The 12,983-nt window shown below is 76.2% G+C and carries 11 protein-coding genes; 6 read left to right on the top strand and 5 right to left on the bottom strand.

Features of this window, described 5'->3' with window-relative positions:
• Positions 1 to 48 precede the first annotated feature (48 nt).
• The gene (locus DEF28_RS22255) at positions 49 to 1,086 is read right to left on the bottom strand and encodes a ferrochelatase (protein ID WP_114397556.1); all 1,038 of its coding nucleotides are present in this window, start codon (positions 1,084 to 1,086) and stop codon (positions 49 to 51) included.
• 162 nt (positions 1,087 to 1,248) lie between these two features.
• Between DEF28_RS22255 and DEF28_RS22250 the strand changes: the two genes are divergently transcribed.
• A complete protein-coding gene (locus DEF28_RS22250; protein ID WP_114397555.1) occupies positions 1,249 to 2,550 on the top strand; it encodes a D-arabinono-1,4-lactone oxidase in 1,302 nt (433 codons plus the stop codon).
• Between the two features lie 21 nt (positions 2,551 to 2,571).
• Here the strand turns inward: DEF28_RS22250 and DEF28_RS22245 are convergent, their stop codons facing one another.
• Complete coding sequence (locus DEF28_RS22245) at positions 2,572 to 3,546, bottom strand: hypothetical protein (RefSeq protein ID WP_114397554.1); 975 nt, start codon at positions 3,544 to 3,546, stop codon at positions 2,572 to 2,574.
• Between the two features lie 575 nt (positions 3,547 to 4,121).
• Here DEF28_RS22245 and sepH point away from each other — a divergent pair.
• Complete coding sequence (gene sepH, locus DEF28_RS22240; protein WP_114397553.1) at positions 4,122 to 5,162, top strand: septation protein SepH; 1,041 nt, start codon at positions 4,122 to 4,124, stop codon at positions 5,160 to 5,162.
• A 53-nt stretch (positions 5,163 to 5,215) separates the two neighbouring features.
• Here the strand turns inward: sepH and DEF28_RS22235 are convergent, their stop codons facing one another.
• Complete coding sequence (locus DEF28_RS22235; RefSeq protein ID WP_233515478.1) at positions 5,216 to 6,865, bottom strand: PH domain-containing protein; 1,650 nt, start codon at positions 6,863 to 6,865, stop codon at positions 5,216 to 5,218.
• Positions 6,862 to 7,380, bottom strand: a complete 519-nt coding sequence (locus DEF28_RS22230) for a PH domain-containing protein (protein ID WP_233515477.1) — start codon at positions 7,378 to 7,380, stop codon at positions 6,862 to 6,864. Before DEF28_RS22230 ends, DEF28_RS22235 begins: the two co-directional genes overlap by 4 nt.
• 169 nt (positions 7,381 to 7,549) lie before the next feature.
• Between DEF28_RS22230 and DEF28_RS22225 the strand changes: the two genes are divergently transcribed.
• The 3 genes from DEF28_RS22225 (at position 7,550) to DEF28_RS28875 (ending at position 9,813) form a co-directional block, all read left to right on the top strand.
• Positions 7,550 to 8,560, top strand: coding sequence for an ATP-binding cassette domain-containing protein (locus DEF28_RS22225; protein WP_114397552.1), 1,011 nt, complete (start codon positions 7,550 to 7,552; stop codon positions 8,558 to 8,560).
• The gene (locus DEF28_RS22220) at positions 8,557 to 9,381 is read left to right on the top strand and encodes an ABC transporter permease (RefSeq protein ID WP_114397551.1); all 825 of its coding nucleotides are present in this window, start codon (positions 8,557 to 8,559) and stop codon (positions 9,379 to 9,381) included. Before DEF28_RS22225 ends, DEF28_RS22220 begins: the two co-directional genes overlap by 4 nt.
• Before the next feature lie 309 nt (positions 9,382 to 9,690).
• Complete coding sequence (locus tag DEF28_RS28875; RefSeq protein ID WP_258862722.1) at positions 9,691 to 9,813, top strand: hypothetical protein; 123 nt, start codon at positions 9,691 to 9,693, stop codon at positions 9,811 to 9,813.
• 602 nt (positions 9,814 to 10,415) lie between these two features.
• On the opposite strand, the gene DEF28_RS22215 is transcribed toward DEF28_RS28875, so the two are convergent.
• Positions 10,416 to 12,872 carry an ATP-binding protein gene (locus DEF28_RS22215; protein WP_114446213.1) on the bottom strand — a complete coding sequence of 819 codons (2,457 nt, stop codon included), beginning with the start codon at positions 12,870 to 12,872 and terminating at the stop codon, positions 10,416 to 10,418.
• Here DEF28_RS22215 and DEF28_RS29105 point away from each other — a divergent pair.
• The coding region (locus DEF28_RS29105) for a BTAD domain-containing putative transcriptional regulator (RefSeq protein WP_369122486.1) at positions 12,844 to 12,983 on the top strand (140 nt) is incomplete at its 3' end. The genes DEF28_RS22215 and DEF28_RS29105 overlap by 29 nt on opposite strands.

Below are 12,983 nucleotides of genomic sequence, written 5' to 3'. Positions count from 1 at the left end.
TGCCGGATCCGCTGACCCGCCGCCGGCCCCCGCTCGCCCGCCGCCGGGTCAGCGGATCCGGCAGCAGTCCGGGCCGCAGGTGTGCCCGGCCGGGGTGAGCCGGCTGAGCCCGGTGCGCGGCACCGGCGACTCGGCGCGCTCGGCCACGAGGTGTCGCACCATGGCGACGAACGCGGGGTGCGTTCCGGGGGCGTGCGCGCGGACGAGGTGGATCCCGAGCTTCCGCGCGGTCTGGGCGGCCTCGACGTCGAGGTCGTACTTGACCTCCATGTGGTCGGAGACGAAGCCGTGCGGCACCACGGCGACCGCCCGTACGCCGTCGGCCGCGAGCTCCTCCAGCCGGTCGTTGATGTCGGGCTCCAGCCACGGCTGGCTGGGCGGGCCGCTGCGGCTCTGGTAGACGACCTCGTAGTCGTGGCCGCCGCCGAGACGCTCGGTGACGAGGCGGGCGACCTCGGCGAGCTGCGCCGCGTAGGCGCCGCCCGGGCCGTGGTCGGCACGCGGGTCGCCGCTGGCCCGCGCCATCGCCATGGGGATCGAGTGCGCGGAGTACAGCAGCCGCGCCTCGCCGCGCAGGTCGGCGGGCAGCCGGTCGAGCGCGGCGCGGGTGTGGTCCACGAGGGCGTCGACGAAGCCCGGGTGGTCGAAGTAGGGCCGGATGAGGTCGATCTCCGGGGCGTCGGGCCCCACCTCGGCGCGGGCGCGGTCGATGTCCTCCAGGTACTGCCGGTGGCTGGAGTAGCTGCTGTAGGCCGACGTCGCGAGCGCGACCACCCGGCGGACCCCGTCCTTGACCATCTGCCGGACGGTGTCGGCGAGGTAGGGGTCCCAGTTGCGGTTGCCCCAGTAGACGGGGAGGTCGACGCCGTGCGCGTCGAAGTCGGCGCGGATCGCGGCGACCAGGTCCCGGCACTGCTGGTTGATCGGGCTCACGCCGTCGAACAGGAAGTAGTGCTCGCCGACCTCGGCGAGCCGTTCGCGCGGGATGCCGCGGCCGCGGGTGACGTTCTCCAGGAACGGGATGACGTCGTCGTTCTTCTCGGGTCCGCCGAAGGACATCAGCAGGAACGCGTCGTAGGGCCTCATGCTCTCCATGAAACCAGCCGTGCGGGGCTGCGGCTCGGCGACCCGGTGAGTGTGACCGCCGTCAACCTCCCCCGGCTGTCGACAACCGTGCCGGGAAGGTGAGGTCCTCCTTCCCTACCGGCCAGTTACCGACGGCGGGGCCGATCGGTAGCGTCCCGGTGCATGGCGCACGTGGCGTGGCACACATGGGGCGGTACCCACCGGGCCGCTCCGCGCCGGACGGCCGCCCCCAACAGCGCGGAGGAGGTGGCCGCGGCGGTGCGCTCGGCCGCGGCCGACTCGCTGCGGGTCCGGATGGTCGGCTCCGGCCACTCGTTCACCGACGTGGCGGTGACCGACGGCCTGCTGCTCTCCCCCGTCGCGCTCGCCGGGATCCGCTCCGTGGACGTCGCGGCGGGCACGGCGACCGTCGAGGCGGGGCTGCCGCTGTGCGACTTCAACGCGGTGCTCGACGCGCACGGCGCCGCGCTCGCCAACATGGGCGACATCGCGGTGCAGACCATGGCCGGCGCGATCCAGACCGGCACGCACGGGACGGGGCGCGACGCCGGCGGGCTGGCCACACTGGTGCGCGGCATGGAGCTGGTGCTGGCCGACGGTTCGGTCGTGGAGTGCTCCGCCGAGCGCACCCCCGACCTCTTCGAGGCGGCCCGGGTCGGACTCGGCGCGTTCGGCGTGGTCACGGCGCTGACCATGGCGGTCGAGCCGGCGTTCCTGCTGCGGGCGCGCGAGGAGCCCATGCCGCTCGAGGAGGTGCTGGCCCGGCTTCCGGAGCTGCGCGCCGGCAACGAGCACTTCGAGTTCTACTGGTTCCCGCACACGGGCGCGACCACCACCAAGCGCAACAACCGCACGCCCGGTCCGGCGCGCCCGCTGTCGCCGGCCCGGGCGTGGCTGGACGACGAGTTCCTGGCGAACTCGCTGTTCGAGGTGGTGAACCGGGCGGCGCGGCGGCTGCCGGCGGCGATCCCGGTGATCAACCAGGTGTCGGCCCGCGCGCTGACGGCGCGTGAGTACGTGGACGTCGCGCACCGGGTCTTCGCGAGCCCGCGCCGGGTGCGGTTCGTGGAGATGGAGTACGCGATCCCGGCCACGGAGCTGCCGGACGTGCTGCGCGCGGTGCGCGCGATGCTGCGCCGGCGCGACCACCGGATCAGCTTCCCGCTGGAGGTGCGGTTCGCGCCCGCCGACGACGTGTGGCTGTCGACCGCCTACGGCCGCGACACCGCCTACGTCGCGGCGCACGTGTACCGGGGGTCGCCCTACCGGGACTACTTCGCCGACCTGGAACCGCTGTTCACCGCGGTGGACGGCCGGCCGCACTGGGGCAAGGTGCACACGCGCGACCGCGGCTACCTGGAGCGGGTCTACCCGATGTTCGGCGCGGCCATGGCGGTCCGAGAGCGGGTGGACCCGGGGCGCAGGTTCGCCAACCGCTACCTGGACACGGTGCTGGGGGCCTGACCCGGCCGGGCCGGCCGGCGGTCAGCGCGGAGCCTGCGGCCCGGGGGCGGTGCCGTCCTGCTGGACGGCCGGGTCCTGCTGGTCGTCGGAGGGGACCTCGCCGGTCCCGGCGGATCCGCTGTCGGTGCCGCCGGTGCCGCCGGTGCCCTCGCCGGTCCCGGTGCCGTCGCCGCCCTGCTCCTGGGAGGGGGCGCCTCCGGTGCCGTCGCCGGTCGCGGGGTCGGTCGGCTCGGTGGTCGCACCGGGGCCGGTGGCACCCTCCCCCTCGTCGGGGGCGGGTGTGGCGTCCGGGGCGGCCGGCTCGTCGGTCGCGTCGGGCCCGCCGGTACCGGTCCCGGTTCCGGGGTCCGGGGTCGGCTCGGCGGCCGCTCCGCCGCCCGTCCCGCCGAGCAGCGAAGGGCTGGAGGAGGTGCCGTCGCCCCGAACGGTGTCGGAGAGGGAGCGGCCGGAGAACAGTTCGAAGGCGGTGATGAGCGCCATGGCTGCCAGGAAGAGCGCCGCGGCCGGCAGGACGATCCCGCGCCACCGCCGCCACCGGGAGGCCCGCCCGGGCTCCGCGGCGCCGGAGTCGGCCTCGCCGCCGGGCGGGAGCGGCGCGGTCGGGGTGCGGTCGGCTGAGGCGTCGCCTTCGGCCGGCCGGAACGGCCGGGTGGCGGGGACCGCATCCAGGACCCTCGTTTCGGGCAGGTCCACCAGCGTTTCGACGCCGCCCTTACCCGGGGCCCCGCCGCCCGGCGCCGCACCGGGTGTCCGCGCCCGCGGAGGGCGGCGTCCGGTGAGGTCGCGGGCCTTCTCCCCGCTGCGGCTGAGGAGGTGCTGGACCACCGCGGTACCCGCGGTGCTGATGACGCTCATCACCGCGGCGCCGATGATGGTGCCGTAGACCCCGAGGAACGACGCGGCCGTGGCGGCGGTCAGCGTCGCGAGGCCGCCGCCGACGACCTGGGAGAGGCTGAGGTCGATGCGCTTCGCGCCGCGCTGCTCCCCGCCGCTCATCCGGCTCCCTCCGACACCGCCCGCCACGGCCGGGCGGCCCTGCGGTGGTCCCGGAAGTCGCCGGCACCGGTCGGCCGCACACCATAACGGTCACACATGATTTCCACGTCCATAAGCGGTCAACTCGCGCCACACCCGCCGGTGTTCCGGTAACCGGCAGAGATTGGATTGATCACCCTTGGGTCGCGATCGGCGTGTCGATTTGCGATCGTATGCGCGTTTCAGCAGTGGAAAGTCCCATCATGTACCGATCGCCCGATGCGCCGCCCGATCAAACGGGTGGAAAGCAGGCGGAGATACCATCGCCGGCACGCCGTCAAGGGCTTTGCGTCCGAAACCCGCCGCCACGGGCGGGCCGCCGCGTCACCGGCGTGTCAAGATGGCACGATAGGGAGCGCGATGTCTGCGGCATCGGCCCCGACCGCGCGCCCGCGCGCCCGACGCGCCGCCCACCACACGGCGCGCGGTTCGGACATGCCGGTGGTGGTACTGGCCGAATGGGCGGATGCCAACAAGACTGAGGACATGGGGGATGGCCTAGGACATACCCTCGACGGGACGCGAAAGGGAGGGCGATGCAGGAGCTTCGCCTCGTCGCCGTCAGCGAGGACGGCACCTACCTGGTGTTGGCGAGCGCCGGCCGTGGGACCCGATTCACGCTGCCCGTCGACGACCGTCTCCGCGCCGCCGTGCGCGGCCAGTTCTCCCGGCTCGGCCAGTACGAGATCGAAGTGGAGAATCCCTTGCGCCCCAAGGAAATCCAGGCCCGGATCCGCTCCGGGGAGACCGCGGAGGCCATCGCCGAGGCCGCCGGGATCCCGATCGAGCGGGTGCGCTGGTTCGAGGGCCCGGTGCTGCAGGAACGGGAGTACATGGCCCAGCAGGCCCAGCGGGCCACGGTGCGCCGGCCGGGCGAGTCCAGCCCGGGTCCCGTGCTGGGCGACCTGGTGGCGGACCGGATCGGCCGGCACCAGCTGGAGACCGGCGACGCGGTGTGGGACTCCTGGAAGCGCGACGACGGGACCTGGCTGGTCAAGCTCGCCTTCCTGATCGAGGGCGAGGAGCGCGTCGCCCACTGGACCTTCGACGCCCGGCGGCGCTCCGTCAACCCGGCCGACGAGGAGGCCGTCCGCTTCTCCGCCCCCGAGCCCGAGGAGCCGCTGGACCTCGGCCCGGCCGACACCGGGGCCGGCGCCACCGTGACCCCGTTCGTGCCGCGCCGCCAGGGCCCGGCCGAACCCGCGCTCCGGCCCGAGCCGGCCGCCCCCGCCGAACCCGTCGCGCGGGCCGCCGAGCCCGCCGCACCCGCCGGCCGCGTCTCGGTGACGGCGGAGCGCGCCCGCCCCGGCGCGGGCGCCACCGCCGCCGGGCCCCGGCCCGCCGACACCCCGCCCCGCGCTGAGCCGGCCCCGGCCGGCGACCCGGAACGCCCGGCCGCCGGCGCGCAGCGCCCCGGCCCGCCCGGCTCCGCCCGCCCGAGCGAGGAGGAGCCCCCGCTGTCGGCGGCGGCCGCCGCCGGCGTCGGGGGCCAGCCGCCCCGCCGCAAGACGCGGGGCCGGCGGGCGTCGGTGCCGTCCTGGGACGAGATCATGTTCGGCGCGAAGAAGAGCGACTGACCTCCCGCCCGGCCGGTCCGGGCCGCCGCCCGGGCGCGGGATGTGCGAAGCGCTCAGCCGGACGCGGCCGGGCCGTCCGGCGCGGTGTCCTCCCCCGCCCCTGCGAGGAACGGCCGCAGCACCGCCGGGGTCACGCCGGCGGCGAAGGCCACCGACTCGTCGAAGTCCGCGTCCACCGCGTCGTAGGTTCCGCCGCCCGCGCCCACCGCGATCTGGAGGGTCGCCAGTCCGGCCCGGCGCTGGAACAGCGTCTGCCGCCACGTCCAGCCGATCACCGCGTCGCGCAGCAGCACCGCCTGCTCCCGCCGCAGCGAGCCGGAGCGGACGCTGACCTGGTGGCCGTCGTAGCCGTGCCCCAGCGCGCGGTAGCGGTCCAGGCCGAGCGGGACGCCGAGCAGGGCCGCCGCCGCGAGGAGCGCGGCGAGCCAGTACACCTCCGCGGCCAGCGCCGCCGCGGCGGCCGCGGCGAACGGGCCCACCGCCCGGAACAGCCGCCGGGTGCGCGCCGCCGGCGGGTGCCGCACCAGCCCGCCCCGGTACGGGGTCAGCGCGCGCTCCACGATTTCGCCGACCCGCTCCCGGGGACCGGTCGGCAGCAGCGTCGCCGCGGCGGCGGCATCGCCCAGCCCGGTGACGATCGCGCGCAGCCGGACGGCGCCGCGCCAGCGCTCCAGCGGGCTGTCGCGCAGCGCGTGGCCGCGGATGCGGCGGTGCTCCAGGGTGACGCTGCGCCGGGTGAACAGGCCGCGCTCGGTCACCAGTGCGGAGTCCCGGCGGCGCAGCGTGAACCCCCAGTGGTTCACGGAGTAGGAGACCACCGCGAAGACCGGCATGAGCAGCACCAGGAGCAGCAGCGTGCCGACGAGCAGGGTGACGAGTAGCGAGGTCCCGCCGTCCCGCAGCCACTCGGCGGCACCGGTCGCCGCCTCGGAGTCGACGTCGAAGTCGAGGTCGCTGAGCACCTGCGCGACGAATCCGACGAGCGCGGCGAGCGCCGCGAAGGGCGTCAGCAGGTAGCCCAGGCTGAGCATCGCGTAGAGGTACCACGCCCGGGGCATCCGGAAGTACTCGACCTCGTCCGCGGCGGCTTCGGGCAGGTCCGCGGCGGGGCGCTCCCCCGGGTCCGCCTCGGGGGCCGCCGCCTCGGCGGCCGGCGCGCCCCCCAGCACCGCGCGCCGGTGCAGCAGTACGCGGCGCAGCCGCTCCGCCTCGGCGGCCGCGACGGCGTCGAGCCGGCCCTCCTCCGCCGCACCGCCGCCCGCGGCGGCCTCGACGCGGACCACCGCCAGACCGAGCGCGCGGTGCAGCAGCGTCGAGGTGACGTCGACCCCGCGGATGCGCTCCAGCGGGATGGTCCGGCGGGAGCGGCCGATCAGCCCCCTGCGGATCTCCAGGCGCTCGGCCCCGACCTGGTAGCGCACCGTGCGCCAGTTGACGAAGGCCACCACCAGCATGCTGAGCACCGCGGCGGCCGACGAGCCGAGCGCCCACGGGTCGAAGCCGCCGGCGACCAGCGCGACCACGATCGGCACCACGAACGAGCGCAGGTACCGGACCGGCGCCGTCACCATGGTCAGCGGGCTGAGCCGGTACTCCGGCTCGGGCTCCGGCGCGGGCGGGGCGTCCGGCTCCGCCGCGGGCGCCCCGGCGGCTTGCTCCGGCGGGAGGGCCGGGGCCGGCCGGCCTTCGTCGGGCGCGCTCACGTGGCGTCGTCCCGCAGCTCGCCGGCCCGCACCGCCAGCTGCTCGGAGAGCTCCCGCGCCACCTCGGCCCGCAGCCCCTCGATCTTGGAGGAGCCGGCGTGCGAGGCGGTGCGGACCTCCAGGGTGGCGAGCCCGAACATGCGCTCCAGCCAGCCCTGGGTGTGGTCCACCGTCTGGATGCGGCTCACCGGCACGAGCTGCCAGGCGCGGCTGAGCCAGCCGACCCGCGTGTAGACGACGTCGGCCGTCACCTCCCAGCGGTGCACCCGGTACCGCCAGCGGGGTGCGATCACCGCGCGCGCGACTCCGTACACCCCGTAGCAGACCGGCGCCCACCAGGCACGGTCGACGACCGGCGCCGGCACCCAGGACCAGCGGGTGAAGCCGAGCAGCAGAGCCGCGCCGACGAGGACCGCGATGCCGACGGCCGCGCCGACGAGGCCGCTCACCGTCCACATCAGGACGGCGCGCGGCGCGACGCGGTGCTGGGGCGGGCGGAGTCGGGGGGTCGTCACGGGACCGAGTCTAGGGTGTTTCTTCCGGATCGTTACGGTGTGCCGCCTCCGGCCCGGCAGGCCGCGCCGGAGCGGGCGAACCGCGTCCGGCCGTCAGCGCAGGCCCGCGCATGTCAGCGCTCTGTCAGCACCGGGCGGGAAACTGGACGCTGATCGACAGGGAGGAACAATGACGGACGCCATCCGCGCGGAGGGCCTGGTCAAGCGGTTCAAGAACACCACCGCGCTGGCCGGGGTCGACCTCGTGGCGCGCAGCGGCGCGGTGCTCGGCGTGCTCGGGCCCAACGGTTCGGGCAAGACCACCACGGTCCGCGTGCTCGCCACACTGCTGCGCCCCGACGAGGGCCGGGCCCTGGTCGGCGGCCACGACGTGGTCGCCGAGCCGCACCTCGTCCGCCGGCAGATCGGGCTGACCGGCCAGTACGCCGCGGTCGACCAGGACCTGACCGGCACCCAGAACCTCATGCTCATCGCCCGGCTGCTCGGGTTCTCCCGGCGGGACGCGCGCGCCCGGGCGGCCGAGCTGCTGGAGCGCTTCTCGCTCACCGACGCCGGCGAGCGCCCGGCCCGGACCTACTCCGGCGGCATGCGCCGGCGGCTCGACCTGGCGGCCAGCCTGGTCGGGCGGCCCAGCCTGCTGTTCCTGGACGAGCCGACCACCGGCCTGGACCCGCACAGCCGCAACGAGCTGTGGGGCGTGGTCCGCGGCCTGGTCGGCGACGGGGTGACCGTGCTGCTGACCACCCAGTACCTGGAGGAGGCCGACCAGCTGGCCGACGACATCGCCGTCATCGACCACGGGCGGGTCATCTCCACCGGGACGCCGGAGGAGTTGAAGGCCCGGGCCGGCGACCAGGTGCTGGAGATGCGGCCCACCGACACCGGCCGGCTGGCCGACGCCGCCGGCATCGTCACCGCGGTCACGGGCACCACCGCGCACACCGCCGGCGACTCCATCCGCGCCTCGGTCGCCGACCCGGCCGCGCTGCCGGCGGTGGTGCGCCGCCTGGACGACGCCGGCGTCGCCGTGGCGGAGCTGACGCTGCGCCGGCCGAGCCTGGACGAGGTGTTCCTGGCGCTCACCGGCCACCCGGCGGAGCCCGCCGACACCACCGACACCGCCGCCACCACCGACCCCGCCGGTACCCGGCAGGAGCTGCAGGAGAGGACGAACGCATGACGGCGACGGCCGAGCGGCCGGCGGCACCTGCCGCCATCCCCGCGATCCCGCACCGCGTCACCCCGGTGACCGCGGTCTGGCACGGCATGCTGCTCACCTGGCGCAGCCTGCTCCGGATCCGCGGCAACCCCGCGGAGGTCCTGGGCCTGACGTTCATGCCGATCATGTTCGTCGGCCTGTTCGTCTTCGTGTTCGGCGAGGCGATGATGGGCGACTGGCGGACCTACCGCGACTTCATCATCCCCGGCATCACGGCGCAGTCGGTGATCTTCGCGACGATCGGCACCGGGGTCTCCCTCAACACCGACATCGAGAAGGGCATCTTCGACCGCTTCCGGTCGCTGCCGATCGCCCGGTCCGCGCCGCTGATCGGCGCGATCCTCGGCGACATGACGCGGTACCTGCTGACGGTCATCATGGTGCTGCTGGTGGCGGTCTCCATCGGGTTCCGCCCGGCCGGCGGCCTGGTGGGCGTGCTCGGCGCGGCCGCGGTGGTGCTGCTGTTCGCCTTCGGGCTGTGCTGGCTGTCGGCCTTCTTCGGGCTGGCGCTGCGCTCGGCGACGGCGGTGAACATCTTCGGTTCCATCTGGATGTTCCCGCTGACCTTCGGCAGCTCGACGTTCGTGGAGCCGGAGCGGATGCCGACCTGGATGTCGGTGTTCGCGCAGGTCAACCCGGTCACCCACGTCACCGACGCGATGCGCGGCCTGATGCTCGGCGGCCCGGTGGCCGAGCCGCTGCTGTGGACGGTCGTCTGGTCGGTCGCCCTGGTGGCCGTGTTCTTCCCGCTGGCCACCCGGGCCTACCGGCGCCGCTCCTAGCGCTCGCGTCCATGGCGAGGGGCGCCCGGGCCGCCGGGTGACGGCTGGTCCCGGGCGCCCGTGGCGGCGCGTTCCGCGGCGCCCGGACGGCGGCGTCGTGCCTCCGGCGCGGCATGGCGCCAACCCAGCCTGCGGCTGCCCGCCGACGCGGTCGCGCCCACGTACCGCCGGCACGTCCCCGCGGGCGCCCGCCAGGCTGCGCCTGGCGTCCGCGGCGTGGCAAGCGCCTGCCCGCCGGTCCGAAGACCACGGCCGGCCCGGGGCAGCCGCGCCGACCGGCCCGGCCCTCGCCGAGCGGCGGACGCGGCCGTGGCAGCCATATCCGCTCGGCACCGCCACGGGACCGACGCGCTCATCGCGGTGCTCCCCGCGCGCAACCGCCGCCCGTCCCGCTACTGCCCGGGCGGCGACGAGTCCGCTCCTGATCCGTGACAGCGGTTCGCCGGACCTCGTTGTCGCCCATGGTGGAAGGCTCCCGGGGACGGTGGGTGACGGCGAGCCCTCGCGCCCTTCGCGGCGCGCTCCACGTCCATCCGGCCGCTGGCGTCCTCCTTTCGGCGCGGTAGGGGGTCACCACGGCCTGTGGCTGCCCGCCGGCGCCGATCCGGTCGGCGCGACCATGCCCCCAGGTGCCGCCGACGCGTGCCGCGAGCGCCCGACAGGGTGCGCCTGGCATCCGCGGCGTGGCGGGCGCCTGCCCGCCGCTCCGAACAGCACGGCCGGCCCGGGGCAGCCGCGCCCACCGGCCCGGCCCTCGCCGAGCGGCGGACGCGGCCGTGGCAGCGGTACCCCACCGGCACCGGCACCGGACCGGAGCGCTCATCCCGACCAGCAGCCCAGGCGGACCTGGAGCGCCGCTCCGCGCGCGCGGCTCAATGCTGGCGGCGCGCCCGTCACCGGAGCCGGGGGCGCTGGTCGCCGCGATCCGGCGCCACCGGCTGACCGGCGCCGCTCACGCGGCCCCTGGCCACTGGCCCCGTACCCGCGGTCCTGCGGCGCCCGCGAGCTGCCTGCCGACCAGGAGCCCCCTGGTGTCACCCGTCCGCCGGGGCGCCGGACTCGGGCCAGGCGGCGACACAGCGCTCCATGGCCGCCAGGCGCTCCTCGACCCCGGCCGCCGCCGCGCGCCGGTGCAGATCGGTGAAGTGTTCGTCGCCGAGCCGTGCGCGGGCCGCGGCCCGCACCGCCGCGACCGGGGGCTCTGTCAGGTTGGGCACGCCCCGGGCGCCGTCGGCGTGGCCGAGCAGCGCCGCGGCCTGTGCCGGGTCCCCCGCGGCGAGGGCCAGTTCGGCCATCTGCTCCAGGACCATGGTCTGCGTCACGGCGTCGCGGGGCAGGCCGGGATCGCGCCAGGCGGCGAGGAGGTGGCGGCGGGCCCGGGAGGCCTGGCCCGCGTCGAGTTCGATCCGCGCCCGGACGGCGGCGCAGAGCGCGGACATCTGGGCCCGGACGAACTCCCCCAACTCGCCGGCCTGGCGCATCGCGGCGTCGAGGTTGCGGCGGGCGGCCGGCAGGTCGCCGGCGAGCTGGTCGACCTGCGCCTCGACGAAGGTGGCCGACAGCCGGTGCTGCCACTTCAGCCCCGCGTTCCGGAGCACCGCGACCTGCTCCCGCGCCCGGGCCACGTCACCGGAGAAGGCCCAGGACACGGCCAGCCACCCCCGGAACATCGCGACGCGGTCGCGGACGCCCAGCCGCTCGGCCATCGCGATGCCCTCGGTCAGGAACTCCCGCTCCCGCTCCAGGTCCTCGTAGCGCGCGACCTCCGCGAGCCCGGCGAGCGCCTGGCAGCCGCCCCACGCGTCGCCGAGCCGCCGGAACCCCTCCAGCGCGCTCTGGTGACACCGCTCGGCCAGCCGGGCGCGCCCGCACTGCGCGGCGAGCACTCCGGTGAGGGTGGCCGTGAACGCCCGCAGCCACGGGTCCGACGGGTCCGGCAGCCCGGCGAAGTGCTCGGTCATGCTGGCGATGTCGCCGGTGAACATGCCCAGGTAGGCGGGGAGCATGAGGAGGTAGGGGTGCGCCTCCGCCCGCTCGCCGGCGTCGCGGAGCAGCTCCGCGGCGCGCTCCAGGTCGGCATGGGTGCGGGCGCCGCTGAGGTCGCAGAGCGCCCGGGAGACCAGGCACTCGGCGTAGGCGACGACCCGGCCCTCCGGCGGCCGCTCCCCCACCATGCGGAGGACCTCCGCGCACCACCGGCCGCCCTCCGACATCGTGTCGCCCATGGTCCAGTACCACTGGGCGCAGTGGGTGAGGTCGAGGGCCAGGCCCGCGGCGCCGTGGTCCACGGCCCACCGCAGCGCCGCGCCGAGGTTGTCGTGCTCGGCGCGCAGCCGCAGCAGCCACTCCCCCTGCTCGCCGGTGCGCAGCCGGGGGTCGCCGTCCTGCCACAGGCCGAGCACGTACTCGGCGTGCACGCGGCGGCGCTCGTCCTCTTCGCCGGCCTCCGCGAGCCGCCGCGCCCCGTAGGCGCGGACGGTCTCCAGCATCCGGTAGCGGGGCGCCGCGGTGTCGGCGACGGACTGGTCCGCGGCCAGCAGCGACTTGTCGACGAGGGCGAACAGCAGTTCCCACACGTCGCGGCCGCCGATGGCGGCACCGCCCGGCTCGTCGGCGCAGACCCGTTCCACCGCCTCCAGCGTCGCGCCGCCCGCGAAGACCGCGAACCGCCGCAGCAGGGTGCGCTCCGGCGCGTCCAGCAGGTCCCAGCTCCAGTCGACCACGGCCTGCAGCGTCTGGTGGCGCGGGAGTGCGGACCTGCTGCCGCTGGTGAGCAGCCGGAACCGGTCGCAGAGCCGCTCGGCGAGCTGCGGGAGCGGCATGGCGCGCACCCGCGCCGCGGCCAGCTCCAGGGCGAGCGGCATGCCGTCGAGCTCCCGGCACACCCGGACGACGTGCGCGACGTTGCCGGGGTGCACCCGCAGCCGCTGGCCGGCGGCGGCCGCCCGCTCGGCGAACAGCCGGACGGCGGGGTAGTCCAGCGCGCGTTCGGCGGTGACCCGCGCCGGCGGGAGCTCCAGGGAGGCCACCGGCACCAGCCGTTCGCCGGGGACGGTCAGCGGCTCCCGGCTGGTCGCCAGGATCCGCACCCCGGGGCACGCGGCGAGGAGGCGCTCGGCAAGGCGGGCGGCCTCGGCGACGAGGTGCTCGCAGTTGTCCAGCACGAGCAGCACCCGCTGCTCGGCGAGGGCGCCGGCGAGCCGGGAGAGCGGATCGCCGGCGACGGCGGCGCCGCGCAGGCCGATGACGGTCCGCTCCCGCAGGCCGAGCGCGCCGAGAACCGCCGGGGCGATCTCGCCCGCGTCGCTGAGCGGCGCGAGCTCGACGAACCACACGCCGTCCGCCGCGAGCCGGGCGCACCGCTCGGCGAAGCGGGAGCCGGCCTCGATCGACAGCCGGGTCTTGCCGGCCCCGCCCGGGCCGATCAGCGTCACCAGGCGCTGGTGCTCCAGCAGCTCCACGGTGTCGCGCAGCTCGGTGCCGCGCCCCACGAAGCTGGTGAGCGGGTGCGGCCGCCAGGCCGACGCGCTGGCCGCCTACGACGCGCTGCGCCGGCGGCTCGCCGAGGAGTTCGGCGCCGACCCCGCCACCGAGACGCGCGA

Source organism: Marinitenerispora sediminis, from assembly GCF_003336425.1.
In the GTDB taxonomy this organism is placed as follows: domain Bacteria; phylum Actinomycetota; class Actinomycetes; order Streptosporangiales; family Streptosporangiaceae; genus Marinitenerispora; species Marinitenerispora sediminis.
The sequence above is the reverse complement of the archived record's forward strand: the minus strand, read 5'-3'. Positions and strand labels throughout refer to the sequence as shown.

What these genes read in the sequence shown, in the direction of transcription:
- DEF28_RS22255 (WP_114397556.1), bottom strand. Translation starts at nt 1,086, where the DNA reads ATGAGGCCCTACGACGCGTTCCTGCTGATGTCCTTCGGCGGACCCGAG.
- DEF28_RS22250 (WP_114397555.1), top strand. Translation starts at nt 1,249, where the DNA reads ATGGCGCACGTGGCGTGGCACACATGGGGCGGTACCCACCGGGCCGCT.
- DEF28_RS22245 (WP_114397554.1), bottom strand. Translation starts at nt 3,546, where the DNA reads ATGAGCGGCGGGGAGCAGCGCGGCGCGAAGCGCATCGACCTCAGCCTC.
- sepH (WP_114397553.1), top strand. Translation starts at nt 4,122, where the DNA reads ATGCAGGAGCTTCGCCTCGTCGCCGTCAGCGAGGACGGCACCTACCTG.
- DEF28_RS22225 (WP_114397552.1), top strand. Translation starts at nt 7,550, where the DNA reads ATGACGGACGCCATCCGCGCGGAGGGCCTGGTCAAGCGGTTCAAGAAC.
- DEF28_RS22220 (WP_114397551.1), top strand. Translation starts at nt 8,557, where the DNA reads ATGACGGCGACGGCCGAGCGGCCGGCGGCACCTGCCGCCATCCCCGCG.